The sequence below is a fragment of the Agrobacterium fabrum str. C58 genome, assembly GCF_000092025.1.
Taxonomy (GTDB): Bacteria; Pseudomonadota; Alphaproteobacteria; order Rhizobiales; family Rhizobiaceae; genus Agrobacterium; species Agrobacterium fabrum.
The window spans coordinates 1,561,828-1,587,754 of record NC_003063.2 but is presented as its reverse complement, the minus strand read 5'-3'; the positions used below and the strand labels follow the sequence as shown (position 1 = coordinate 1,587,754).

Genomic DNA, 25,927 nt, shown 5'->3' with positions numbered 1-25,927 from the left:
AAATTTTGTTCATCAAGGTGTGCTTGTCACAGGAATGAGGTGAATGGCCCTAATGGTAGTTCACCTTCTCCGCATCGAGAATGCTGTCGGCATCCAGCGCCGCAATCGGAATATCTGCCCGCGCCGGAATATCGCCGGAAAGCTGAAGCGCAAGATAACGCCCGCAGCAGACCCGCAGGAACGAGGTGAAGTTACCGAGATCATGCCCGGCATCGATCGATTCATTGTAGAGCTTGGCGATGAGCTGCACGCTGTTCATGCTATCCCGGCGCGCGATCTCGTCCAGTGTCGTCCAGAAGAAATTTTCAAGCCGCACACTGGTCACCATGCCGTCGATCCTGAGCGACCGTGTATGGCTTTCCCAGAGTGCAGGGTCTGCCTTGATGAAAAGCTTGCACATGGTTTCCTCCCTCACCACGTTCCAAAACATAAGCGGAAAACGGGGCGGGCAAAAGCCCCGTTTCGCTGGTCTTATTTGCCGAGCACCGTCATGAATTGCGAGAGCCATGCCGGATGCGCCGGCCAGGCGGGCGCCGTTACCAGCTTGCCGTCGGTGACGGCGGCATCGATTGCGATGTCGGCATAGGTGCCGCCTGCCTGTTCCACCTCGGGGCGGCAGGCGGGATAGGCCGAGCAGGTACGGCCCTTGAGCACGCCGGCAGCCGCCAGCAATTGCGCACCGTGACAGACGGCGGCAACCGGCTTGTCGGCCTCGAAGAAATGTTTCACCGCCGCCAGCACATCCGCATTGAGGCGGAGATATTCCGGCGCGCGGCCGCCCGGAATGACCAGCGCATCGTAATCCGCCACCTTGATATCTGCGAAGGTGGCGTTGAGCGCGAAATTATGGCCGCGCTTTTCCGAATAGGTCTGGTCGCCCTCGAAATCATGGATGGCTGTGGCGATGGTCTGGCCCGCCTTCTTGCCGGGGCAAACCGCGTGGACGGTATAGCCGACCGCAGCCAAGGTCTGGAACGGCACCATGGTCTCGTAATCCTCGGCGAAATCGCCGGTGATCATCAAAATCTTCTTCGGCATGTCTGCTCCTCCCGTTTTTGAATGCCTTTCAGCACCCTAACAGGCCCGGCGGGGATGCGGGTATTATGGCAATACTACATGTCCGGAAAGGCGCGATCAGCGAAGATTTGGCGGCTCCGGCCAGCGTCGCACACCACCACCCCAGTTTTCGAAGGCCTTCGAAAGCCGGAGCACGAAAAGGTCCTCATAACGCGGGCCGATGATCTGCAACCCGATGGGCATGCCCGATTTTGAGAAACCGCAATTGATCGAGGATGCCGGCTGTTCCGACATATTCCACGGCACGGTAAAGGCGATATGTTCGAAGGGTCGCGCGGGGTCGTTGGTGGGCGAGGCCCAGTCTGCCGGATAGGAGGCGATGGGATTGACGGGCGAAATCACTGCATCAACCGACTGCATCAACCGCCCGCAGGCCTTGCGCATTTCCATGGTCTGGTTGAAACCGAAAACGGCACGTGCACCGGAGACATTTGCGCCCTTTTCCGCCCATTCGAGAATATAGGGAAGGATCGCGGCACGACGATCCGCGCTCAGCGCCACCATGTCGCCCCAGAATTTCGCCCGCCAGAAGTCATCTAGCCCATCCAGCATATCCCGTGTCAGCACCGGCTCGACGGGAATGATGAAGGCGCCCGCCTGTTCGAACAGCTTCGCTGCCGCCACCACCGCGTCACGCACCTCTTCATCGAGCGGCAGGCCACAACCCGCATCCAGCATCAGCCCGATTTTAAGGCCCGTCACGTCGATATCGAGATCCATCCAATCGATGGCGTTCGGGGGCAACGATGTGCCGTCGCGCCAGTCCGGGCGGGACAAGGTCGCCATGGCGTAAGCGGCATCGGTGACGGTGCGGGTCATCGGCCCGGCGCAGCGGCCGGTATAATAGGGATCGACGGGTATACGGCCCTGGCTGGGCTTGAAACCGAACAGCCCGGTCCAACCGGCTGGCAGCCGCACCGAACCGCCAATATCCGTGCCGATATGCAGGGTGCCATAACCCGCGGCACCCGCCGAGGCCGCACCGGCGCTGGAGCCGCCGGGATTCTGTGTCGGATCCCAAGGGTTGCGGCTAAGCTTGTGGAAGCTGGAAAGGCCGGAGGAGAGCATGCCGTAATCCGGGCAGGTCGTCTTGGCATAGAGGATCGCGCCATCCTCCCGGCAGCGGGCGGCCACCGGTGCGTCCTCCAGCGCCGGCACCAGTTCCACCGCCTTGGTGCCGAGCGGCACGGGATGGCCTTTCGTGGCAATCAATTCCTTCAGCGAGACCGGGAGCCCATCCAGCGGGCCGAGTGTTTCGCCCCTCTGCCAGCGCTGCGTCGAGGCTGCGGCCTGCCTGCGGGCATCCTCCGGGTCATAAGCATAAAGCGCATTCACGACAGGCTCGAAAGCCTCGATGCGCGTTTCCACCGCCTGCCAGTATTCCGAGGGCGACAGCTTCTTTTCCCGGTAAAGCGCCAGGATTTCGAGCGTGTTGAGGTCTATGAGATCGGTCATGGCATCGTCTCGTCATAAAAACAGGAAATAGCGGCGATATCAGCTGGAAGCGCTCAGCTGGTATCGCGCGGATCGAGCAGATCACGCAGGCCATCGCCGAGAAGATTGAGGCCGAAGACGGCAAGCGCAATGGCAAGGCCGGGCATGATGGCAAGCCAGGGGGCTGCGCCGAGATAGGTCTGGGCATCGGCGAGCATCCGCCCCCAGGTGGCGGCGGGTGGCGGCATGCCAAGACCGAGGAAAGAAAGGCCGGCTTCGGTCAATATCGCCAGACCGAGCTGGATCGTCACCTGCACGATGATCTGGTTGGAAATATTCGGCACGATATGGAAAAGCGTGATCTTGGCGCGATTCTGGCCGATGCTGGTGGCGGCGGTGATATATTCCCGCGCCCATATCTGCAGTGCGGCACCCAGCGTCAGCCGGGCAAAGACCGGCACCATGAAAGTGGCGATGGCGATGATGGCGGTGAAGCGTCCCGTGCCGATGAAGGCGCCGAGCATCATCGCCGAGAGGATCGGCGGCACGGCGAAGATGATGTCGCAGATGCGCATGACCACGGTTTCGGTAAAGCCGCGCAGAGCCGCGACCGTAACGCCGATCGCCGTGCCGATGAGGGCACCGATGGCGACGGCGGCGATGGCGGTGGAGAGAGAGTTCCACGCGCCGGCCATCAGCATGGAGAGCACATCACGGCCGAAATGATCCGTGCCGAGACCGCCATAAACCAAGGGCGATTTCAGCTTCTGGACGATCTGTATCTTGGTCGGCGAAAGCGGCGTCCAGACCAGCGACAAAAGGGCGACGGCGACAAGAAAGCTGGTGACGGCGATGCCGATGACGAAGGCCGGGCGGCGGCGAAGCAATCGCATCATCGCGCACCTGCCCGCAATCTCGGATCGATGAAAAGATAGGCGATATCGACCACGAAATTCATGATGATGACCAGCGCCGAGAAAAACAGCACGACCGACTGCATCACCACGATATCGCGCTGCGTCAGCGCCTGATAGGCAAGCCGCCCGAGACCCGGCAGGTTGAAGACATTTTCCACCAGCACCGCACCGGCGATGAGGAAGGTGAATTGCAGGCCGATCATGGTAACGACGGGGATCATCGCGTTCGGCACTGCATGCCGCCACAGCGCCACCCGCTCGCTCAACCCCTTGGCGCGGGCGGTGCGCACGAAATCCTCGTTCATCACTTCCAGCACGGCGGAGCGGCAGACGCGGGTGAGAACGCCGGCCTGCGACAGCGCGAGCGCGATTGCCGGCAGCACCAGCGCCACAAGCCCTGCCGAAAAGCTTGGGCTCCAGCCGGGAAACCCGCCTGATGGCATCCAGCCGAGCGTGGTGGAAAACACGATGATCAGCAGCAGGCCAACCCAGAAACCCGGCACGGCGATGCCCACATGGGAAAACAGCCCGGCCGCAAAATCCAGCGCCCCGTTGCGGTTCTGCGCCGCCGCAACACCAAGCGGAATGGCAATAGTGACGGACAGGAAGATGGCGAGCAGCGCAAGCGGCAGGGTCACGGCCAGCCGCTCGATGATCAGCCCCGCCACCGGCACGCCATAGGTATAGGATTGCCCGAGATCACCCCGGAAAACGCCAGCCAGCCAGTGGAGGTAACGCAGCGGTAAGGGCTGATCGAGGCCCATCTGCTTCTGCAGGGCGGCGAGCGTATCGGGGCTCGCCGAAGTTCCGAGCATGATGGCGGCGGGATCACCCGGCAGCAGGCCCATGACGACATAAATGATGAGGGAAACAGCAAATAGCGTGATGATGAGGCTTACGAGACGCCGGATGAGGACGGCTAACATCTGGCATCTGCTCCTTGCTTTGTTTTACCTGCGGTCCAGCGTCCAGTTATCCTTCTCCCGTCATTCCGGCCCTGAGCCGGAATCCAGCCGACGCGCGTCTGCGCGGCGGAGAGAACCCTGTCAGCCCAAGGACTTGGGCTGGCTGGATGCCGGATCAAGTCCAGCATGACGGAAGAAACGGGTATCGACAAACGTCACTCTTCCCAATGCACGTCCGTCAGCACATTCGAAGGAATAGGCTCGTTTTCCCACAACCCCTTCACCTTCCTGTCCCAGACACCAAGCTTCGGCATCACGAACAGGAACAGCGCCGGCACATCTTCGGCCAGGATTTTCTGGGCGTCGCCGTAAAGCGCTTCCTGCTCACCCGCATTCGCCGTCTTTTCGACATTGGCGATGACCTCGTTGAAGGCCGGGTTCTTGTAGTTGAAATAATAGGGGTCGCGGGCATAGATATCGATATCCATCGGCTCGGCATGGGCAACGATGGTCATGTCGTAATCCGCCCCCTTCAAAACATCCGCCACCCATTTGGCCGGAAATTCGGTGGTCTCGATGGTCATGGTCACACCGATTTCAGCCAGCATCGCCTGCAGGATTTGCGAGGTGCGCTGGGCATAGGCCATTTGTGGAGCCTTGATGGTGAAGCTGAAACCATCGGCATATCCGGCTTCCGCAAGCAGCGCCTTGGCCTTGTCGATATCGAAGGAGTGCACGCCTGTCGTGTCGACATAACCGCGATCATTCGGGGTATAGTGACTGCCGATGGCCGTGCCGTAACCGGACCAGGCGCCTTCAATGACAGTGCCACGATCCACCGCCATCATCAGCGCCTGGCGCACACGCTTGTCGTTGAATGGCTTGCGGGCATTGTTCATGCCGGCCACGACCTTCAGCTCGGTATTACCGACGAAGGTGCCGAGGCGCTTATCGCCATCAAAGGAGGTCATCAGTTCCGGCGCACCGAATTCCGGGAAAGCATCGATATCGCCTGACTTCAGCGCGGCGGCCTGTGCCTGCGGATCGGCGACAAAACGGAAGGTCGCCTTATCGAGCTTCACCGCCACTGCCTTGTCCCAATAAGCGGCATTTTTCTCAAGCTCCACCTTGTCGCCCTTGGCCCAGCTGACGAATTTGAATGGGCCGGTGCCGACGGGCGTCGTGCGGTTAGCCTCAGCACTCTTCGGCGCGACCATGACGGAGGCCGGCCAGCCGAGCCAGTAGATGAGGCTGCCGGCGGGCTGCTTCAGTTTCAGCACCAGCGTGTCCGCATCCGGCGTCTCGATGCTATCGATTGCCGCAAAGAAGCGCTTCTGCGGGTTGACGGAAGCTTCTCCGCGCGCCCGGTCCAGCGAAAACTTCGCGACGGCGGAATCGAACGCCTCGCCATCATGGAAGGTAACACCCTTGCGCAGCTTGAAGGTGTAGCTCTTACCGTCAGGCGAAATTTCCCAGCTTTCGGCAAGCTGCGGCTTCACCTTGCCTTTGCTGTCGATGGTAACGAGACCTTCGAAAATATTCTGCCAGGTGACCTGGCCGATCGCGACGGGCGCGGCAATGGTCGGATCGAGACCGGTCGGCTCCACCGTCATGCCAAGCGTCAGGGCGGTTTTCGGCGCGGCTTCGGCGTTAACAACCGAAAGCGGCAGCCAGAGCGCCGTGCCCAATGCAAGCGTCAGCGCGGTACGACGCGAAAGCTTTGCCGCCTGCGAAAGATAAGTGCGTGGCATCCTTAGTCCCCTGTCTGGCGGCCGGGGCATTTTTGCCCTTCCAAAGACCACCCGTTGCAAAAAGAGTGTCATGTTGCAGGCGCACACACAATCTCCGTTTTTGTGTGCTCCGTGTAGCTGAAATGGCTACACGAAATTGCCGGTCGAAATCAACCTTGGTGGGTAATTCTCCATGCTGGCCTATACCTCTCCCCGGCGGGAAGAAGAAACTAGCCCGCCGTTGCCTCGCGCATGAAACGCTCGATGAAATCGGCAAGTTTGGAGGCGGCGAAAGACAATTGCCGATCAGGCGCAACGCAGAGATCGATCTGCGTATGGATACCCTTCTTGCCGGCTAGCGGAACGGCGACCATCTGGCCGCTGCGGATTTCGCGCGCCACCGAAAGCGCCGGCAACAGCGTGGCGGCGGCGTTTCCCAGCACCAGTTCCTTCAGCATTTCCAGCGAGCTGGTGATGAAGACGGGATCAAGCTCGATGCCGGCATCGGCAAAGAGTGTATCGAAGGCCTGACGCGCGGCAAAACTCTTGTCCGGCAGGGCAAGCGGCATGCCGGCCAGTTCCTTCAGCGAGACTTCCGGCTGGGCGGCGAGCGCGTGGCCGGCGGGGAAGATGACATCGTAACTGATACGGGTACGCGAGCGCACCTTCACACCCGAAAGCTTCGGTGCAAACAGGCTGACGACGAGGTCCGCTTCCGCCGCACCCAGCGCCTCCATAGCCTGCCGGGCGCTGGTAATATGCACCTCGAAGCGCAGCTTCGGATATTTCAGACTGAACTGCGCCAGCACGGGGGCGAGAAGGTTCGCCACCGTCGCGCCATTGGCATAGACCGTGACCCGGCCGCGTTGCAGGCCTTTGAGATCGTCGATCAGCCGGTGCACATGGTCGAGCTCGCGCAATGTCTTGCCGGCGCGTGCGGCGAGCAGTTCACCCGCCGCTGTCAGCTTCACACCGCGGCTGGAGCGCTCCACCAGCGGCGAGCCGAAATAATATTCGAGGTTCTCGATCTGCCGGCTCACCGCCGTCGGCGCGACATTCAGGTTTTCCGCCGCGGCGCGCATGGAATTGGTGCGGACGAGTTCGTCGAAATACATCAAGGCGCGCAGTTGCATGGGGTGGAGACCTTGTTCGCGTGGGCCGGTGTTGGCGGCCAGCATACCACCGCGGCGGGGAGAGAGAATACATCGGCCGGGACGTTGACGGCGCATAAGAAGCGAGAGGTTGCAGGTCGTTTCTTCTCCCCGCCGGGGAGAAGGTGGCGCGTAGCGCCGGATGAGGGGGCGACGGCAGAGAGATGCGGAGAGCTGGCCCCCTCATCTGCCACTTCGGGGCATCTTCTCCCCGGCGGGGGCCGTTGCGTAATCCGTCGCCTGAGAGTCTCCTGATGTTTTCAGCCGCATTTTCCCGGCCCGCCTGTGTCTGTGGCGGGCTTTGGGTTGTTTGAGGATGCTCTGGGTGGTTTTCAGGCGCAGTGCGGCCTTGCAGGTGTCGTCAAAGTCACCCAGCGACGCATGTTGAAGGCCATCGCCGCCAGCAGCACCTGGGCCGTCGCCTTGGCAAGTCCACGGTAGCGGATCACATCAAGCCCCATCCGGTTCTTCAGCGTGGCGAACGTCGTTTCGACAGCTGAGCGACGCCTCGAGATCAGCAGGTTGAAGCGGGCAAGCCGCGGCGACAGCATACGATGATGCCGGTTCGGCCGGCGCATCAGCCGCGGCTTGATCCCGCGCGCCTTCAGCTCTTTCTCCCGTCCATGCGTGTGATACGCCCCATCCGCCAGAACATAGGCCTCGTCGCCCACGACCAGCATGTCGGCGACGACGGTGTCGTTGACATTGGCCGGCGTGGTGATGATCCTGCGGATCAGGCCTGAGCCCTCATCGACGCCGACATGCGCCTTGTAGCCATAGGCCGAGCCGGTTTTACCCGCGTGGCGGACGAAACGGGCATCCGCATCGTGTGCAGGGCCATGCTCTTCCTGCTCATGCGGATCCGCAAGGGCCGCCGCCTCATCGAGGTCGCGATTGCGCCCGCTGGGCGGTCGCGCCGCCGCCGTTTCGATGATCGTTGCGTCCAGCATCGTGCCGCGTCGCAGGATCAGGCCGGCGGCATCGAGTTGACGGTCGAGTTCGCCAAACAGCTTCTCCAGAAGGTCTTTTCCGATCAGCAGATTGCGAAAGCGGCAAAGCGTGGAATGATCGGGAACCGTTTCCTCCAGCGCAAGCCCGACAAAGCGTTTGAACGACAGCCGGTCGCCAAGCGCCTCCTCGAGTTCCATGTCGGAAAGCCCATAAAGCGACTGCAACAGCAGCGCCTTGAACATCACCAGCGGTTTGTATGCCGGACGACCGGCGCCCTGGTCGTCGCGCAGACGCGCAAGAAGCTTCTCGAACCGATACCACTTCACCACACCCGACAAACGCTCAAGCCGGCCGGCACCCTTCGCCTGCGGCATCAGCGCTTCGACAAAACTGAACTGCCTGCTGTCGCGAACCGACATCCCAACATCTCCCATCAACCTGACAGGAGTGAATCACAATCGTCGAATTTTGCAACGGCCCCCGGCGGGGAGAAGAAACGAGCGGCACTCTCTCGCCAATCAAGCGCGCTTGAAACCCTCGCTCGCCACCAGCAGCTGGCGGGTATAATCTGCGGTAAATTCGCGGCTTTCCAGCGCCCCGGCCTCCAGCATTTCCACCACTTTGCCGCTTTTCATCACCGCCAGCCGATCGCACATATGGCTGATGACGCCGAGATCGTGGCTGACCATGACAAAGGTAAGGTTGCGGTCCTTGCGGGCCTGTTCGAGCAGGTTGAGGATTTCCGCCTGAATGGAAGCGTCGAGCGCCGATGTCGGCTCATCCAGCAGCAGGATTTTCGGCTCGACGATCAGCGCGCGGGCAATGGCGATGCGCTGGCGCTGGCCGCCGGACAGCTGGTGCGAATAACGGAAGCGGAAACCGGAACCGAGGCCAACCTCGTCCAGCGCCCGGGCAATGCGCTGCTCGCGATTGTCGAGACCATGGATGACGAGCGGTTCCAGCAGCAGCGCATCCACCGTCTGGCGCGGGTGAAGCGAGCCATAGGGGTCCTGAAACACCATCTGCACGTCGCTGTAAAAGCTCTTGTCGCGGTGCTTGCTGGAATAGGAGCGCCCCGCCACCATCAGCGAGCCCTCATCGAAATGGTTGAGGCCCGCAATGGCGCGCAGCAGGGTCGATTTGCCGGAACCGGATTCGCCGACGATGCCGAAGGACTCACCCTCGGCGACATCGACGCTGACGCTGTCGAGCGCAATGTAACCGTCGAAATCCACCACCATGTCTCTGATGGAAAGAACTGTGCTCATGCGCGCCACTCCGGCTTGCGTTCCAGAACCGGCAGCGGATGGCGATGGCCGCCAATTTCCGGCAGGCAGTTCAACAGACCCTGCGTGTAGGGATGTTTCGCTTCCTTGAGGTTGGCGGAAGAAAGCTCCTCCACCACCTTGCCGGCATACATGACCAGAACCCGGTCGCAGAAGGAGGACACGAGCCGAAGATCATGGCTGACAAAGATCAGCCCCATGCCGCGGTCGCGCACCAGCTTGTCGAGAATATCGAGCACTTCCAGCTGCACCGTCACATCGAGCGCCGAAGTCGGTTCATCGGCGATCAGCAGTTCCGGGCCGCAGACCAGCATCATGGCGATCATGACACGCTGGCCCATACCGCCGGAAACCTCGTGCGGATAAAGATCGAAGACGCGCTCGGGGTCGCGGATCTGCACGGCTTCGAGCATGGCAAGCGTGCGCTGACGCGCCTCGCCGCTGCCGATCTTTTCATGGGTCCGCAGGGTTTCCATGATCTGGCGGCCGATGGTCATGACCGGGTTCAGCGAATATTTTGGGTCCTGCAGGATCATGGCCATGCGCTTGCCGCGCATGATCCGCCGTTCTTTTGCAGACGCCTTGAGCAGATCGATATCGCCGAAACGCAGGGTATCAGCCTCGATGCGCGCGCTTTTCGGCGTCAGCCCCATGATGGCGCGGCCGGTCTGCGACTTGCCGGAGCCGGATTCTCCGACGATACCAAGACGCTCGCGGCCGAGCGTGAAGGACACGCCGCGCACCGCCTCCACCAGCCCGGTGCGGGTGGGGAAGGAAACGCGCAGGTTCTCGACAGTCAGAAGCGGCGCGCTCATTGGTTCGCCTCCTTGGGATCAAGCGCATCACGCAGGCCATCGCCCAGAAGGTTGAAACCAAGGCTGACGATCAGGATCGCGATACCCGGCATGGCCGCCACCCACCATTGATCGAGAATGAAGCGGCGTCCCGAGGCGATCATCGCACCCCATTCCGGCAGCGGCGGCTGGGCACCAAGGCCGAGGAAGCCGAGACCGGCAGCGGTGAGGATGATGCCGGCCATATCCAGCGTCACACGCACGATGAGCGACGACAGGCAGAGCGGCATGACGTGTTTGAGGACAATACGGAAGGGCGATGCCCCCATGAGCTTCACGGCCGCGATGAAATCGGAATTGCGGAACGTCATGGTTTCAGCGCGGGCGATGCGCGCATAGGGTGGCCATGAGGTGACCGCAATGGCCAGTACCGCGTTTTCGATGCCCGGCCCAAGCGCCGCCACCAGCGCCAGCGCCAGAACCAGCTTTGGGAAGGCAAGAAAAATATCGGTGATGCGCATCAGAATGGCATCGACCCAGCCCCCGGCATAACCCGAGACGGTGCCGACGATCAGCCCGATGGGCGCGGCGATAATCGCCACCAGCAGAACCACGAACAAAGTGAGCCGCGAACCGTGGATGAGACGCGAGAGAATATCGCGCCCTTGATCATCGGTGCCGAGCAGATAACCCGCAGTGCCGGGCGGCAGAAGCCGGGCATTGCGCAGGTCACCCTGCACCGGATTGTGCGGCGCCAACACATCGGCAAACAGCGCCACGAACAGCAGCGCGATGATGATGACGAGCCCAAGCAGCGCCAGCCGGTTTTCCGAAAACCGCCGCCAGATGACATAGGCCCGGCCAAGGCGGGCCTGCTTGCGGGAAGTCGGCCGGTCGGAGAGCAGCCATTCGCGGCTATAGGGTTTGAGTGTATCTGTCAAAATCGTCATCGGCTGCGCGTCCTTGGGTCGAGCGTCCGGTAAAGCAGATCGGAGAAGAGATTGATGCCGACGAAAATGGCGCCGATCACGATCGTGCCGCCGAGAACGGCATTCATATCCGCATTCTGCAGGGAATTGGTGATGTAGAGGCCGAGCCCCGGCCAGGCGAAGATGGTTTCGGTCAACACCGACCCTTCCAGCAGGCCAGCGTAAGACAGCGCAATCACTGTCACCAACGGCACAGCGGCGTTACGCAGCGCGTGGAGCCAGATGATGCGGGTTTCCGAAAGCCCCTTGGCGCGGGCCGCGACAATATATTCCTGGCTAAGCTCGTTCAGCATGAAGGAGCGCGTCATGCGGCTGATATAGGCCAGCGAAAAATAGCCGAGCAGCGAGGCGGGCAGGATGATGTGGCGGAACAGATCCCACAACACGTCCCATTGCCGCTGCCAGATCGCGTCGATCAGGAAAAATCCCGTGACCGGCGTGAAGGTGAATTCGTAGACGATATCCATGCGGCCGGGATAAGCCACCCATTGCAGCCGGGCGTAAAACACCAGCAGCGCCAGGAGGCCAAGCCAGAAGATTGGCACGGAATAGCCGATAAGGCCGATGACGCGAACGACCTGGTCGGCAAAGCTGCCGCGTTTCACGGCAGCGAGCACACCGAGCGGAATGCCGAAGACGGCACCGATGATGGTGCCGATCGTGGCAAGCTCGATCGTCGCCGGAAACACCCGCTTGATATCTTCCATGACAGGATTGGTGGTGAGGACGGAGATGCCGAAATCACCCGAAAGCGCCTGTTTCAGATAAAGGAAGAACTGCTGCCAGAGCGGCAGGTTGAGGCCGAGCTGCTCGCGCACCCGCTCGACCACATGCGCAGGCGCACGGTCGCCGACGATCGCCAGTGCGGGATCGATCGGCACGACACGGCCAATAAAAAATGTAACCGCCATCAACCCCAGAAAGGTGGTGATGACGGTAAGGGCGAAGCCGATAATGGCCTTAGCACGGGCGTTGGCACGGCGTTTGCCCTGCCTCGCCCTGCTGTTTGCTTCAACGATGCTCAAGAGACCGACCCTTCCGGATCATTACTTGGAGATCGTATAGACGTAGTTGGTGTCAAAGCTCGGACCGAGCTTCAGGCCCTTGAGCTTGGCGGAATAACCGGCAACTTCCGTCTGCTGGAAGATGATGACGAAGGGACCCTTCGCCAGAACTTCCTTCTGCAGGTTCTGATAGATGGCGGCACGCTTGGCAGTGTCCTTTTCCAGCAGCGCCGACTGGGTTTCCTTGGTCAGATCAGGAACATCCCAGGCATTACGCCAGGCGAGCGTCTTGTTCTTGCCTTCATCGGAATTGTCGTAGTTGATGGTGAAGGTTTCCGCATTCGAGTTCGGGTCGAAGTAGTCCGAGCCCCACTGGCCGATATAGATATCATGCGTGCGGGCGCGATATTTTGTCAGGGTCTGCTTGCCGTCGCCGGGAATGATTTCCAGCTTGATGCCGGCCTGCGCCAGCGTCTGCTGCACGCTTTCGGCAATACCGGTCACCGGCTGCGTGTTGCGCACATCCATGGTCACGGTGAAACCGTCCTTCAGGCCGGCCTTGGCGAGAAGTTCCTTGGCCTTGGCAACGTCGAGCTTGTAGGGGTTCTCGTCGAGCGCGCCGAGCTGGCCCTTCGGCAGGAAGGTCTGGTGAACTTCACCGATGCCCTTGATGATCGTCGCGCCGATCGCGTCATAATCGACCAGATATTTCAGAGCTTCGACGACTTCCGGCTTCTTCAGGTTCTCGTTCTTCTGGTTGAGGCTGAAGTAATAAACGGTGCCCTTGGGCGCAGACGTGACGGCAAGGCCTTCCTTCTTGGAAACGGCTTCCATGTCGCCGGGCTCGAGGTTACGGGCAACGTCGATATCGCCGTTCTCAAGCGCCAGGCGCTGGCCGGAGCTTTCCTTCATGTGGCGATAAACGACACGCTTCAGCTTCGGCTTCTCGCCGTAATAATTCGGGTTGGCCTCGAGGATCACCGCTTCGTTGGCCTTCCAGCCAAGGATCTTGTAGGGGCCGGAACCGGCATAACCGGTCTTCAGGAATTCATTGCCGAAATCCGTGTCGTATTTGTAATCGGCGCTCGGCGTAACCGACTTCGCCTTTTCGGTGATGAGCTTCTTGTCCACCACGGCGGCGACCGTTGCCGTCAGCACGTTCAGCACGAAGCTCGGCGCGTAAGGCTTGTCGACCGTCAGCACAAAGGTGTTTGCATCCGCAGCCTTGGCTTTTTCATTGACGTTGTCGCCCTTGAGGCCGAACTGCGTCAGCAGGAATGCCGGCGACTTGTCGAGCTTGACGGCGCGTTCGAAAGAGAAGGCCACATCGTCAGCGGTGATCGGGTTACCGGAGGCGAATTTCAGGCCGGATTTCAGCTTGAAGGTATATGTCAGGCCATCCTCGGATGTCGTCCAGCTCTCGGCCAGATCGCCGATAACCTTGGACGTGTCGTTGAGATCGATGGAGACCAGCTTGCTGTAGGTGTTACCGGTGACTTCGGCGGCGGACAGTTCGAATGCCTCACCCGGATCGAGCGTGATGATGTCATCGATGGCGAAACCTTCGACCAGAGTGTCGGCCGGCGTGGCGGCGAAAGCGTGCGGCGCCGACAGCATCATCAGCGACAGGGCAGCGCTGGTGCTAAGCACCCGCATGGATTTGTTGAGCGATTTGATCATAGGATCTCCCCTTTTGTTATAAGATTGATTTGGTTCGCTTAAAACTGTTCTCAGGCCGCTTCGTGCCAGGCCTGAGACAAAACACGCAGCCAGTTTTCCCGGCAGATTTTAGCAAGCTCTCCATCACCGTAGCCTGCCGATTTCAGTGCCGCAACCAGATTGTGGTTGCCGCTGGCATCGGCCACGCCGACAGGTACCGTCGCGCCGTCGAAATCCGATCCGAGCGCCACGCAGTCGATGCCCATGCGTTCCACCATGTAGTCGATATGGCGCACCATGTCGGAGAGCGGCGTATCGGCAATGTCACGCCCATCGGGCCTGAGCATGGTGACGGCATAGTTGAGGCCCACCAGCCCACCGCTCTCCCTGATGGCATCCATCTGCCGGTCGGTGAGATTGCGGGCAACGGGGGTGAGCGCATGTGCGTTCGAATGGCTGGCGATCAAAGGCTGGTTGGTGGTCTTTGCCACATCCCAGAAGCCTTTTTCGGTAATATGGGCGAGATCGATGAGAATGCCGAGCCGGTTGCATTCCTTCACCAGCGCGAAACCGGCATCGGTAAGACCGGGCGCGGTATCGGGTGACATGGGATAAGAGAAGGGAACGCCATGGCCGAAAATATTGTGCCGGCTCCAGACCGGACCGAGCGAGCGCAGGCCGGCGGCATAAAACACCTCCAGCGCGTCAAGATCGGCACCGATCGCCTCGCAGCCTTCCATGTGCAGCACGGCGGCGAAAATATCCTCGGCAAAGGCCTTGCGAATATCGGCCGTGGAGCGGCAGAGCCGCCAGGCACCGGCGCGATCGAGCCTCAGCGCAATCGCCGCTTTCTCCATGGCGATATCGAGGGAAGGCTGGCGCTCCAGCGGCGCGGCGAGCGGCGTGTCGTAATGGCCCTGTTCGTCCGGTTCCTGCAGGACCAGATCGCCTGATGGGATATAGATAGCGCAGATGCCGCCACCGAGACCGCCTGCCCTGGCGCGCGGACCATCGATATGGCCTTCGCGCGTGCCTTTCTTGAATTCAGCCACCGGATCGGCACCGGCCTTGCTGTTGCGCCACAACCGAAGCAGCACATCATTATGACCGTCGAACACTGCATGCATGTCAAGAAATTCCAGTAAGCGGCAAAACCAAAGGGGGCGGGCAGACGCCGGAATGACACCGCGCGAAAGCAAACCGGCGCATTTTTTGCCGACCGCTATAATCTGTCGGAAACGATCTTAGGACGATCTCTCGCGGCTCCGCAAGACGCAAATTAGGCAGCGGTGAAATTATCACCACTTGCCTTTTGCCGGGAATTGCGCAACGTCAAGCCTGCCAGCCGCCTTCGGCTTTTGTCAGCAGCGGCGTGGCAAAAACGCCCCTCACCCGCTCCGGCCATTCCGACCCGAAAGCGGCGATTTTTTCCCGCCAGCGATCCGATTGCAGCATGGCAGCGCCGATTGCCACCGGCTTGATGCCGGATGAGGCGAGAAGCGAAAGACCTGATATAATCGAACTGCCGCTGGAGATGACATCATCCACCAGCGCCACCCGTTTGCCCTCGAGGAGCGGCAACATGCGCGGATCGATGTAAAGCCGCTTTTCCTGCTTGGTGGTGATGGAAGACATCGGCACCGACAGTTCCTCCAAATACCAGAATTTCCGCGAGGTGCCGAGCGGCACGTAACGGGAATGGCCGAGATGGCGGGCAACGGCGGCGGCAAGCGTCAGCCCCAGCGTCGGCAGGCCAATCACGACGTCAGGGCTGAACGGCGCGAGCTTGGCGGCAAGATCGGCCGCCAGCGCCTCCAGCACCTCGAATGAGGCCTGATTGACGATGAGTGAGGCAAGCGCATGTTCGCCATCCGCAAGCGGCCGGATGGGCAGGCATATCTGCCTGTTGTCATCCAGTTCCGCCGGAAAGAAGCTGGAATGCGGACCTGCCGTCGCAAAGGTGCCGGGCGGAAGAATGTTCTGCCAGAACTCGTGCGGCGCAGCGGGAGACTGGGCGGCGGGCGATGCGGATGACGGCATCGGTTTTCCTTTCAGGAGCGGAATGGCGCAAGACGGATGCGGTTTTTTTCAGCCTCGCCAACCCCGTTCGACATATTAGGCATTTCAGCAACCGCACACATGCGGCGGGTTCATTTCATTGGCTTTTTCCGCTAGAAGAGAAAAAAGCAACAGGCATTCGGACAAACCCACCTATGACGCGGGTTTTCCCCATATTCAAGGACAAGCTTCCCATGAGACTGCTGGACCGGATCGGTGAGGACCTGCCATTCCTGACGGAGCTTCGTCATGATCTGCACGCGCATCCGGAACTGGGTTTCGAAGAGGAAAGAACCAGCGCCATCGTCGCCGATCTGCTCGAGCGCGCCGGGCTGAAGGTGCATCGCGGTCTCGGCGGTACCGGCGTTGTGGGCACGTTGCAGGTGGGTAACGGCACCCGCAGCATCGGCCTGCGGGCCGACATGGATGCGCTGGCCATGCCTGAGATGCCCGAGCGGCCCTATAAATCGAAATTTCCCGGCAAGATGCATGCCTGCGGTCATGACGGCCACACCGCGATGCTGCTGGGTGCCGCGCGTTACCTCGCCAAGACCCGCGACTTTTCCGGCACCGTGCATTTCATCTTCCAGCCGGCCGAAGAAGGCCGGGGTGGCGCGAAAAAAATGGTGGAAGACGGGCTGTTCGATCTGTTTCCCTGCGATGCGGTCTATGGCCTTCACAATATGCCGGGGCTTGGGCTTGACGAAATGGCCGTGGTGGAAGGCCCCCAGCTTGCCTCTTCCGATAGCTGGCGCGTCACCTTCAAGGGCATCGGCACCCATGGCGCCAAGCCGCATCTCGGCCGTGACCCCATAACGGCGACGGGCACCTTCCTCGCCTCGCTGCAGACGATCGTCGGCCGAGTCATCGACCCGCTGCAACCCGCGGTGGTCAGCGCCTGTTCGGTGCAGGCAGGTGATCCTAAGGCGCTCAACGTCATTCCCGATCTCGTCGAAATCGGCGGCACGGCGCGTGCTTATGCGGCAGATGTGCGCGACCAGCTGGAGGCGGAAATCGGCCGGCTGGCGAAGGGCACGGCGGCGATGTTCGGCATCGAGGCGCAGTACGACTTCATCCGCCGCATTCCGCCCGTCATCAATGAGGCGGACGCGACGAAGAGGGCGCTGCGCGCCGCAAAAACAGTGTTCGGCACCAAGGCCCGCACCGCCTTCCCGCCCTCGACCGCCGGTGACGACTTCGCTTTCTTCGCCGGCGAAGCCCCCGGCTGCTATGTCTGGCTCGGCAACGGCCCGGCGGTGGATGGCGCGCTGCACCACAACACCTCCTACGACTTCAACGATGCGGCCATCGTGCCGGGCGTGGCGTTCTGGGCGACATTGGTGGAGCAGGAACTGGCGGCGGAGTAGACCCATCTTACTGCCTGCCGTTTTTTGACCGTCGATATTTCGGACGCTTGTGGCGAATCATCGGGCGCGGTAATTTCTGCGCACAGGCGCAACCCACGCCTCCCCCCTCCCTTCGGGGAAGCATTCGACATGCGGGGTAATATCATCATCGAACCGTCTGTTCGGGCATTCGCATAAGGAGGGATTGCGTTTCAGACCCGAAATAGAGGTCTTTTGATGAAACTTTCTACTCCGATTTTTCAATTAAAACGGCGGGCCAAGCTCATGGTCCGAAACAATGCCATTCCCCTGCACGAAGCACTGGACCAGATCGCGCGCGAGGAAGGATTCGCACGGTGGAGCCTGCTGTCCGCTCACGTTGCGGCGGGCTCCTTATCCGAAAACCTGTTCTCCCGCATCGTGCATGGCGACATGCTTCTGCTTGCCGGCCGCCCAGGCCAAGGCAAGACAGCGCTTGGGTTTGAACTTTTGCGCGCGGCAGCCGAAGACGGGCGTCAGTCCGTCTTGCTCACGCTCGAAATGACGGAGCAACAGGCAAGAAAGCGTATCGAAAAACATGCGGCCGGAAAAAGAGAAACCGAGATCGTGACATCGGACGAGATATGCGCGGATTACATCATCCGCCATTTGTCACCAGCCAGACCCGGCACCTTCGCCGTGATCGATTATCTGCAGATACTCGATCAGCAGCGGCACAAGCCGGACCTGTCGCAACAGGTGACAGCCCTTGGGGAATTCGCACAAAAGACCGGCGTCATTTTCGCATTCATCTCGCAGGTTGACCGCTCGTTTGATCCTGAAAACAAGCGGCTTCCCGATATGCGCGATATCCGCCTGCCCAACCTGCTGGATTTGGGTCTCTTCACCAAAGCCTGCTTTCTCCACAATGGCGAAGCGCAGCTTCACAATGTGAACTGACAGGCCCCGGCTGCCACGACGACGACATCGCGGCAGCCGGTCCTGACGTTATTATCCCAAAACCTCGATGACCGGGCTTTCCATCACCTTCCCCGTCAACACATCGGCAATGCCCATATCCGTCTGATGCGGGCCGATATTGCAGGCGAGCGTGGCGCCGAAGCAGGCCTTGAAGACGAGATAGGGCGGCTGCCATTCCACCACCTTGCCGACGGCTTCGCGCAAGTCCTCGAAAGCCCGCGCCACCTCTTCGAGCGGCGCATCGGATACGAGGCCGGAGAGCGGCAGCGGGAGGATCGCGGTGACCTTGCCTTCGGAGGCAACGGCCATGCCGCCGCCGGTGCCGATCACCGCATTGGCGGCGAGCGCCATGTCCCCTGCGTTGCCACCGAAGACGGTGAGGTTATGGCTGTCATGCGAGACGGTGGTGGCGAAGGCGCCGTTCCAGCGTCCCCAGCCGGTGAGGAAGCCGGTTTTTGTGGTGGGCTCGGCCATACCGTGGCGGTGGGTGACGGAGATCATCGTCGCACCCTCCGGCGGAACCACGAAACCGTCTTTCACGTCCGCTTCCGTCTCACCCCATTGCGTGAACCGCGGGCGGTCAATGGTGGCGAGGCGTACCTTCGCACCCTGAGATTTCACCAGGAAATCATTGGCCATGCGTAGCGGAAGCTTCATCGAGCCTTTGAGTACGGTCGTATCGCAGGTGGGAATGTCGACAAGCATGCGGCCGCCTTCTGCAACGGCCCGGCCGCTTGCGAGCACATGACGGGCCGAAAAGCCGTTCAGATCCTCGAAAACGACGATATCAGCGCGGCGGCCTGCGGCTATGAGGCCGAGATCGGAACGGCCAAGCCTTTGCGCGGCATTCAGCGTAGCGGCGCGTAGCGCCCATTCGGGCTTGAGGCCATAACGCACAAGACGGCGCACCACATCATCCAGCCCGCCGCCCTGCAACAGGTCGTCAGGGAAGACATCATCGGTGCAGAGCGTCACCGTCTGCGGCAGGTGGCCGAGCGTATTCAGCGCCGCCACGAATTCCGGCAGCAGATGATCATGCGAACCGCGCAGCTCGATCGTCAGCCCTGCCCTGAGCTTCGCCATGAGGTCTTCGCCCGAGACCAGTTCGTGATCGGAAGAAACGCCCGCCGCCATGAAGGCGTTGAGATCGGCATTCTTCAGGCCCCGCGCATGGCCGCAGACCAGCTTTTCCGCGGCGAGCCCGGCCTGAACGATGCCGCTCATGCGCGGATCGCGCTCGATGACACCGCGCATGTTCATGATTTCCGCAATGCCGCCAATTTCCGGCCAGGAGAGGAGATCGGCGAGAATGGCGGCATCGAAATCCGCACCGCCGCGCTCTAGCCCCGGTGCTGACGGCACGCAGGAGGGGGCGAGCAGAATGGCGCGCAATGGCAGGTTTTCGATCGCCTTCGCCGCCCAGCGCACGCCATCGACACCATGCACGTTGCCGAATTCATGCGGGTCCCAGACGATGGTGGTGACGCCGCGGGCAACCACCGCTGCCGCATAGGCGGCCGGCGTGATCATCGAGCTTTCGATGTGCATATGCGTGTCGATCAGCCCCGGCGAGACATAGGCCCCGCCCGCGTCTATCACCTGCGCGGCGTCCCTGCGGCTTGCCGGTTCGTGAACGCTGGCGATCAGCGCTCCGACAATGCCGATATCGGCAGGGCGAAGCTCGCCCGTCACCACATCCACCAATGTTCCGCCGGTGATGAGAACATCAAAACGCTGATCACCACGCGCGGCGGCAACCGCACGGGCGCGCAGGGTGTCGTCGTTGAGATCGGCAGGCTCCGCCAGGCGGATTTGCGCGGTCATCGGGCAGCCTCCCGGCGCAATGCTTCCAATATGGCGGCCTTTGCGGCTCCAGCATCAACGGTCACGGCAAACTGGGCGTTAAAGTCTGTCACCTTCTCCGCGCGTGTCTCGACCACGGTTCTTCCCCGCGTCAGCGAGGCATGGAGTTCGACATCGATGCGCGCCTGCTGCCAGCCGAGATGATCGGAGGTAAAGCCGACTGCGGCGACGGGATCGTAAAGCGCCATGGCAGCCCTACCGCGACTGGTGGCGATGCCGATGAAACCATCAAACAGATCGGCAATAAGGCCCGCATTCCTGCCGTCGGCGGTGCGGATCGGCAGGACATCGGCGGGCGAGGCCATGACCTTGCGGCAAGCATCGAGATCGACCATGCGCAGCGGCAGGCCATGGGCGAGCACGATGGCCAGTGCCTCGGGATCGGCGAAGGCGTTGAATTCGGCCGATGCCGTGTGGTTGCCACTGGTAAGCCCGCCCCCCATCCAGGTGAGGTCGGAAATTCTGGCGGCAAGATCGGGCCGAGCGAGACAAAGTGCGGCGATATTGGTGAGCGGGCCGAGCGCGAGGATGCGCTTTTCGCCTTCACCCTCCAGCCAGTTGCAGAGAGCGGTAAAGGCATCGCTTTTTGGCAGAGCCGGCGCATCCGGCAGGCTTTGGCCGGCGGTCGGAATGCCGCTTTCACCGAGGATGGACTGCGCGGTTTCGAGCGCGCCGAGGACGGGCATGGCGCGGCCCTGATGGATCGGCATCGACCAGCCGAAGCTTGCTACGGCGCCTGCGGCATTGCGGCAGACCGCATCCAGCGTGGCATTGCCGAACACCAAAGAGATGCCGTCGATGGCAAGGCCTGCCGATTGCACCACCATGATGGCGGCGATATCGTCAAAGCCCATATCGGTATCGATCCACACGCCCATCGTCAGTTGAACACCTTGAGGCTTGCCGCTTTTTCGACCGGCAGATCGAAGGCGAGCGTATCACCGATGGCGTGCGCAGCAAGGGCGGCGTCGGTTTCTGCCTTGATGGCGCCAAGCGGCGTGTCCAGCAGATATTCGCGGCTGTTGCCTGCAAAGGATGTGCCGCGCACGGTTCCCTGGAAAGGACCTGAACCAAGGGTTACCATGCGCGGCCGCCAGGCCAGTCCAGATGCTGAAGGGACTGGTCCGGTAAGTGATGTCTTGCCGTTTGCGGTTTTCAACGCGCCGTCTTCCAGCGCGAAGATGTTTTCGAAGCCGACGAAGTCAGCCACGAAGGACGAAACCGGCGCGTTATAAATTTCCTCAGGCGTGCCGATCTGCTCAATCTTGCCCCCCTTCATGACGACAATACGGTCGGCCAGCGCCAAAGCCTCGATCTGGTCATGGGTGACGAAGATCATCGTCACGCCGGTTTCCTTCTGCACGCGCTGCAATTCGGTGCGCATTTCAAGGCGCAGGCGGGCATCGAGGTTGGAGAGCGGCTCGTCGAGCAGCAGCACCTTTGGCTCCATGACCATGGAGCGCGCCAGCGCCACGCGCTGCTGCTGGCCGCCGGAAAGTTCCGCCGGCTTGCGGGAGGCGAAATTGGACAAGCCCACCGATTTCAGGCCGGAGGCGACCTTGTCGTCAAGCGTCTTGCCGCTCATGCCCTTGAGTTTCAGGCCGAAGGCGACGTTTTCGTAAACAGTCAGATGGGGGAATAGCGCATAGGACTGGAACACCAGCCCGACGGCACGCTTGTTGGCCGCGACGCGCGTAATATCGGCGCCATCGAGATCAATACGCCCACTTGCCACCGGCATCAGCCCGGCAATGGCGCGCATCGTCGTTGTCTTGCCGCAGCCGGAAGGCCCAAGCAGCGCGAGAAGCTCGCCCTTGCGGATATCGAGATCGAGATCCTTGACGGCGATGCTGTTGCCATAAGCGAGCGAGACTTTGTTGAGCGAAAGATAATTTGCGTCAGACATAACGGGAGAACCCCAGGAAACGTTCGGCCATAAAGACGATGCCGATGGAAAGGAAGGCGAGCAGCGAGGAAAGAGCTGCAACGGAAGGATCAAAGACGATTTCCATGTAACCCAGCATATCGATGGGCAATGTGCGCACGCCGGGACCGGAGAGGAACAGCGATACCGGCACCTGGTTGAAACTCGTCACGAAACCGAGAATGAAAGCCGACAGGATGCCACCGCGTATATTCGGTAGCACTACCCGGAAAAAGGCACCAAGCCGCGACGAGCCAAGCAGCACCGCCGCCTCCTCTATATCGGAGCGCAGGTTGTTGAGGCTGGCCGATACCACCCGCACCGCATAAGGCAGGATGAGCGCAGTGTGAGCTAGAAACAGGGCAAGCGTGATGCCGATGCCGAAGGGCACGACGAAATAGCGCAGCAGCGCAAGGCCGACGATGATGCCGGGCACGATGATCGGCGCGGAAACGATGGTGCGCACGGTTTCGGCAAAAGGCAGCTTGTAGCGCGACATGGCGTAGGAAGCGGGAATGCCGAGGATGAGCGCCGTGAACGTGCCGCCGATGGCAAGGAACATCGACATCGCAAAACTCTCACGGAAGCTTTCGACGGTGAAGACCTTGGCGATCCACTTCAGCGAAAAGCCCTGCGGCGGAAAGGCGAGTGTATCGCCGGCCGAAAATGAGGCCGCAACGATGATGAGGAACGGCCCGATGAGGAACCCGACGACAAGAAGGAGCGTGAGCGGAATGAAGAGCTGCCGGGTCATTTCTTGTTCCTTGCGGTGGCAATGCGCTTCAAGAGGATATTGGCGGCAAAGCTCATGACGATCAGAATGAAGGCGATGACACTGGCGGCGACGAAATTATTGGAGACCGTGACCTGCTGGTAAAGCAGGGTTTCCAGCATCAGCACCTTCGAACCACCGAGAATGGCTGGCGTGATATAGGCCGTCAGCGAACCGGTGAAGACCAGCGTGCCGCCGACGACCAGCCCTTCCTTGGTGAGCGGCAGGATGACCTTCCAGAACACCTGAAACCAGTTTGCGCCGAGCACGCGGGCAGCGGCGATCGTGTCCTTCGGCATGTTTTCCAGCGCGCTGATGAGCGAGATGATCATCAGCGGCAGGAACAGTTGCAGAAGGCCGATGAAAACGGCCGTTTCGGAAAACAGGATGCGGATCGGCGCGTCGCTCAGGCCCACCGCCTGCAGCGCCTGATTGACGATGCCGGTTCTGCCGAGAATGACGATCCATGCATAGGTACGGGCAACCGGCGAGATCATCAGCGGCAGCACGACGAGATTGACCACATGGCCTTTCTTGCCCGGCGATAAGTTGATGATGGCAAACGCCGCCGCATAACCCACCACGGCCGAGACGACGGTAACAAGCGCGCCGAGTTTGAGCGTACGCAGGAAAACCGTCTGGTTCAGCGGATCGGAAAAGAAGGCGGCATAGGCCGACAATGTCCAGCCGTCAGTGGTGCGGAAGCCCTCCGACAGAAGCATGAAGACCGGCACAAGAAAGACCGCCGCCGCGAAAATTGCGGCGGGCAATGCAAGCGCCAGCGCTTCGGCCCGGTTCTGAAACATCGGTTTATTCCCTGAACGGCCCCAAGGCCGGTTGTTATGGCAGCCGGAAGGACCGGCCTGCGAAAAAGAGGGTGGAAAAGCGGTCAGGGGACGACCGAACCGCTTTTCCCGGAATGGAGCCGCCCTCGCGGACGTTTCGATGCCCCATTCCAAACGGTGAAAGGACTTACTGGCCGACCTTGGAATTCCACTCCGACAGCCACTTGTCGCGGTTATCGAGCGTCACGTCGGACGGAATGAGCTGCAGGCTACGGGCGGTCTCGTCACCATAGGTGATGTTGTTCGCCACCTCGTCGGACACCTTGACCTCCTTATTGGTCGGGCTGTCCACCAGCTTTTCAGCCAGTGCCTTCTGAACGTCGGTCGAAAGCCAGAAATCCATGAATTGCAGCGCAAGCTCCTCGTTCTTTCCGCCCTTCGGCACGACGAGCACGTTCATGCCGCCGGTCTGGCCTTCCTTGGGCGTTGCCCAGGCGAGCGGCAGATCGAGCTTGGTGAAAGGCGCCCAGGAGAAGCGGCCGATGGGCGCGGCCCAGATTTCTTCCTGCTGCATCAGTTGCACCAGCTGCGATGACTTGACGTAGAAGGTGACGATATCGTCCTTCTTCTCACCCACGGCCGCGATGGCGCCGGCAAGATCAGGCGTATCCTTGCCAATCGCCTTGCCGAGCATGTAAAGCGCCGGCGGGCCCTGATTTGTGGTGACATTCGGGAAGGCGACGTGATCGACAATGCCGTCCTTCAGGAGATCGGCCCAGCTGTCGATCTTCATCTTGTCGGTGCGGTAGACGATGGACGTTGCGTAGAAATTGACGCCGACGCTCATGCCGTCACCATTCGGGTCCTTGGCGATGTCGTAGAGGTTTTCGATGTTCGGGACCTTGGACGCATCGATCTTCTGGATCAGGTCCTTGCGGGTGGCGGAAAGCGCATCGGCCATGGAAACGATGGCGAGATCGACCACCGGATTGGCCTTGTTGGCTTCCATCTTGGCAAGACGCTCGACGCTGTTGCCAGTTTCGACCACGAGCTTGCAGCCGCATTTGGCTTCAAACGGCGTATAGACCAGTTCCTTGAATTCATCCTGCGCAAAGGCGTAGACGGAAATCGTCAGCGTCTTGTCCTCAGCCTGCGCCGCTCCCATCGTCAGCATCAGGGCGGTGCCCGATGCAAGAATGATTTTTTTCATGGTGTGAGTTCTCCTGCTGTCGTTTTTTTGGCTTCAATCGCATCATGCTTTGTCTTGCCGGTGGAACCGCGCATGATCAGCGCCATCGGTACTTTCGAGATTTCCGCCGTCACATCGATGGCGACGCCATTGTCACCGGCGCTGTCGATGGCGCGCAGCAGCGCCCCGACGGCCAGATCGGCGATGCGGCCCATATCCATGCGCATGGTCGTGAGCGGCGGGGTGACCACGGCGGAAAAGATGAGATCGTCAAAACCGGTGACGCTTGCCTCTTCCGGCACCTCGATGCCCTCGCGCTGCAATTCGGTGAGCGCCCGCAGCGCATGCAGGTCGGAAATGGCGGCAAAGGCGGTGAAACCATCCGCCACCAGATCGGCAAGCCCCAGCCGGCAACCGGCACCATCAGCCTCTTCGATGCTGTCGATCCAGAGCGTCCGGGTCACACAGGCCTTGCCGAGACCATCGCGAATGCCGCCGAGACGGTCGTTCTGCACGTTGGAATCCCTGTTCTTGCCCACCAGCACCACCTTGCGGTGGCCAAGGCTTGCGAGATAGTCGCCCACCTGCCGGCCGCCATCCCAATGGTCGGCGGCGACGGTATTTCCGGGCGTGGAAGGGCTGTCGATGATCGCGACAGGGCAATCGACGCCGGAGATGCGCGTGCCGCGGCGGGGAACGATGATCATGCCGTCCACTCCGCGCTCGATCAGCCGGTTGATGGCATCCGTCTGCATGGCGATCTCGCCGCGCGCATCGGCAATCAGCACGCCATAACCGGCAGAGACGGCGGCTTTTTCAATGGCCTGTGCGATCTGTGGGAAAAGAGGGTTGGCGATATCAGGCAGGACGAGCCCCAGAACCCCTGATCTGCCGGTGCGCAACGCCCTGCCCGCCGAACTCGGCACATAACCCAGTTCACTCGCCGTCTTGCGAATGCGCTCCACCAGATCGGGCGAAACACGGCCCTTGCCGGAGAGCGCATTGGACACCGTTGCCACCGACACGCCGAGTGCCGCTGCTATCGCGCTCAGATTGGTGGCAGGCCGTGACGACGCCATGGATGGTCCGGAAAGGCTGATTAAACGTTTAATCAGGATAAGCGAGGCGCGCGC

General features: G+C 61.0%; 24 protein-coding genes. 2 read left to right on the top strand and 22 right to left on the bottom strand.

Annotated features, from left to right (window positions below; genetic code table 11):
- Nucleotides 1–49: 49 nt before the first annotated feature.
- The 15 genes from ATU_RS20835 to ATU_RS20765 form a co-directional block, all read right to left on the bottom strand.
- Entirely contained in the window at nt 50–400 is a 351-nt protein-coding gene (locus tag ATU_RS20835) for a ribbon-helix-helix domain-containing protein (protein WP_010973855.1), read from the bottom strand.
- Between the two features lie 71 nt (nt 401–471).
- Nucleotides 472–1,038 (bottom strand): DJ-1/PfpI family protein, encoded by a 567-nt coding sequence (locus ATU_RS20830; RefSeq protein ID WP_035257664.1) that lies wholly within the window; start codon nt 1,036–1,038, stop codon nt 472–474.
- Nucleotides 1,039–1,134: 96 nt separating this feature from the next.
- Nucleotides 1,135–2,532: an amidase gene (locus tag ATU_RS20825; RefSeq protein WP_010973853.1), complete on the bottom strand. Its 1,398-nt coding sequence runs from the start codon at nt 2,530–2,532 to the stop codon at nt 1,135–1,137.
- Nucleotides 2,533–2,585: 53 nt separating this feature from the next.
- A complete protein-coding gene (locus ATU_RS20820) occupies nt 2,586–3,407 on the bottom strand; it encodes an ABC transporter permease (RefSeq protein ID WP_035257661.1) in 822 nt (273 codons plus the stop codon).
- On the bottom strand, nt 3,404–4,354 hold the full coding sequence (locus ATU_RS20815; protein ID WP_010973851.1) for an ABC transporter permease: 951 nt from the start codon (nt 4,352–4,354) through the stop codon (nt 3,404–3,406). The genes ATU_RS20820 and ATU_RS20815 overlap by 4 nt, the downstream gene beginning before the upstream one ends.
- 194 nt (nt 4,355–4,548) lie before the next feature.
- On the bottom strand, nt 4,549–6,084 hold the full coding sequence (locus tag ATU_RS20810; protein ID WP_010973850.1) for an ABC transporter substrate-binding protein: 1,536 nt from the start codon (nt 6,082–6,084) through the stop codon (nt 4,549–4,551).
- 209 nt (nt 6,085–6,293) lie between these two features.
- Nucleotides 6,294–7,196, bottom strand: coding sequence for a LysR family transcriptional regulator (locus ATU_RS20805; RefSeq protein ID WP_010973849.1), 903 nt, complete (start codon nt 7,194–7,196; stop codon nt 6,294–6,296).
- Nucleotides 7,197–7,546: 350 nt separating this feature from the next.
- Entirely contained in the window at nt 7,547–8,599 is a 1,053-nt protein-coding gene (locus ATU_RS20800) for an IS5-like element ISAtu2 family transposase (protein ID WP_076611327.1), read from the bottom strand.
- Nucleotides 8,600–8,683: 84 nt separating this feature from the next.
- The gene (locus tag ATU_RS20795; RefSeq protein WP_010973847.1) at nt 8,684–9,433 is read right to left on the bottom strand and encodes an ABC transporter ATP-binding protein; all 750 of its coding nucleotides are present in this window, start codon (nt 9,431–9,433) and stop codon (nt 8,684–8,686) included.
- Nucleotides 9,430–10,266 (bottom strand): ABC transporter ATP-binding protein, encoded by an 837-nt coding sequence (locus tag ATU_RS20790; protein ID WP_010973846.1) that lies wholly within the window; start codon nt 10,264–10,266, stop codon nt 9,430–9,432. Before ATU_RS20790 ends, ATU_RS20795 begins: the two co-directional genes overlap by 4 nt.
- The gene (locus tag ATU_RS20785; protein WP_010973845.1) at nt 10,263–11,195 is read right to left on the bottom strand and encodes an ABC transporter permease; all 933 of its coding nucleotides are present in this window, start codon (nt 11,193–11,195) and stop codon (nt 10,263–10,265) included. Before ATU_RS20785 ends, ATU_RS20790 begins: the two co-directional genes overlap by 4 nt.
- Nucleotides 11,192–12,259 (bottom strand): ABC transporter permease, encoded by a 1,068-nt coding sequence (locus ATU_RS20780; protein WP_010973844.1) that lies wholly within the window; start codon nt 12,257–12,259, stop codon nt 11,192–11,194. Before ATU_RS20780 ends, ATU_RS20785 begins: the two co-directional genes overlap by 4 nt.
- Before the next feature lie 21 nt (nt 12,260–12,280).
- Nucleotides 12,281–13,918 (bottom strand): ABC transporter substrate-binding protein, encoded by a 1,638-nt coding sequence (locus ATU_RS20775; protein ID WP_010973843.1) that lies wholly within the window; start codon nt 13,916–13,918, stop codon nt 12,281–12,283.
- Nucleotides 13,919–13,968: 50 nt separating this feature from the next.
- Nucleotides 13,969–15,024: a dipeptidase gene (locus tag ATU_RS20770; protein ID WP_010973842.1), complete on the bottom strand. Its 1,056-nt coding sequence runs from the start codon at nt 15,022–15,024 to the stop codon at nt 13,969–13,971.
- A 205-nt stretch (nt 15,025–15,229) separates the two neighbouring features.
- On the bottom strand, nt 15,230–15,937 hold the full coding sequence (locus ATU_RS20765) for a phosphoribosyltransferase (protein WP_010973841.1): 708 nt from the start codon (nt 15,935–15,937) through the stop codon (nt 15,230–15,232).
- Nucleotides 15,938–16,149: 212 nt separating this feature from the next.
- On the opposite strand from ATU_RS20765, the gene ATU_RS20760 reads away from it, so the two are divergent.
- Both ATU_RS20760 and ATU_RS20755 read left to right on the top strand, forming a co-directional pair.
- Nucleotides 16,150–17,322 carry a M20 aminoacylase family protein gene (locus ATU_RS20760; protein WP_035257767.1) on the top strand — a complete coding sequence of 391 codons (1,173 nt, stop codon included), beginning with the start codon at nt 16,150–16,152 and terminating at the stop codon, nt 17,320–17,322.
- 216 nt (nt 17,323–17,538) lie between these two features.
- Complete coding sequence (locus ATU_RS20755) at nt 17,539–18,240, top strand: DNA helicase (protein WP_010973839.1); 702 nt, start codon at nt 17,539–17,541, stop codon at nt 18,238–18,240.
- 51 nt (nt 18,241–18,291) lie between these two features.
- Here the strand turns inward: ATU_RS20755 and ATU_RS20750 are convergent, their stop codons facing one another.
- The 7 genes from ATU_RS20750 to ATU_RS20720 all read right to left on the bottom strand — a co-directional run bounded on the left by ATU_RS20750 (nt 18,292) and on the right by ATU_RS20720 (nt 25,873).
- Nucleotides 18,292–20,085, bottom strand: coding sequence for an adenine deaminase (locus tag ATU_RS20750; RefSeq protein ID WP_010973838.1), 1,794 nt, complete (start codon nt 20,083–20,085; stop codon nt 18,292–18,294).
- Nucleotides 20,082–21,002, bottom strand: coding sequence for a nucleoside hydrolase (locus ATU_RS20745; protein ID WP_010973837.1), 921 nt, complete (start codon nt 21,000–21,002; stop codon nt 20,082–20,084). Before ATU_RS20745 ends, ATU_RS20750 begins: the two co-directional genes overlap by 4 nt.
- 2 nt (nt 21,003–21,004) lie before the next feature.
- Entirely contained in the window at nt 21,005–22,030 is a 1,026-nt protein-coding gene (locus ATU_RS20740) for an ABC transporter ATP-binding protein (RefSeq protein WP_010973836.1), read from the bottom strand.
- The gene (locus ATU_RS20735; RefSeq protein WP_006315562.1) at nt 22,023–22,802 is read right to left on the bottom strand and encodes an ABC transporter permease; all 780 of its coding nucleotides are present in this window, start codon (nt 22,800–22,802) and stop codon (nt 22,023–22,025) included. The genes ATU_RS20740 and ATU_RS20735 overlap by 8 nt, the downstream gene beginning before the upstream one ends.
- Nucleotides 22,799–23,626: an ABC transporter permease gene (locus tag ATU_RS20730; RefSeq protein WP_010973835.1), complete on the bottom strand. Its 828-nt coding sequence runs from the start codon at nt 23,624–23,626 to the stop codon at nt 22,799–22,801. Before ATU_RS20730 ends, ATU_RS20735 begins: the two co-directional genes overlap by 4 nt.
- Before the next feature lie 166 nt (nt 23,627–23,792).
- A complete protein-coding gene (locus ATU_RS20725) occupies nt 23,793–24,815 on the bottom strand; it encodes an ABC transporter substrate-binding protein (protein WP_010973834.1) in 1,023 nt (340 codons plus the stop codon).
- Nucleotides 24,812–25,873: a LacI family DNA-binding transcriptional regulator gene (locus tag ATU_RS20720; RefSeq protein ID WP_010973833.1), complete on the bottom strand. Its 1,062-nt coding sequence runs from the start codon at nt 25,871–25,873 to the stop codon at nt 24,812–24,814. The genes ATU_RS20725 and ATU_RS20720 overlap by 4 nt, the downstream gene beginning before the upstream one ends.
- Between the last annotated feature and the right edge of the window lie 54 nt (nt 25,874–25,927).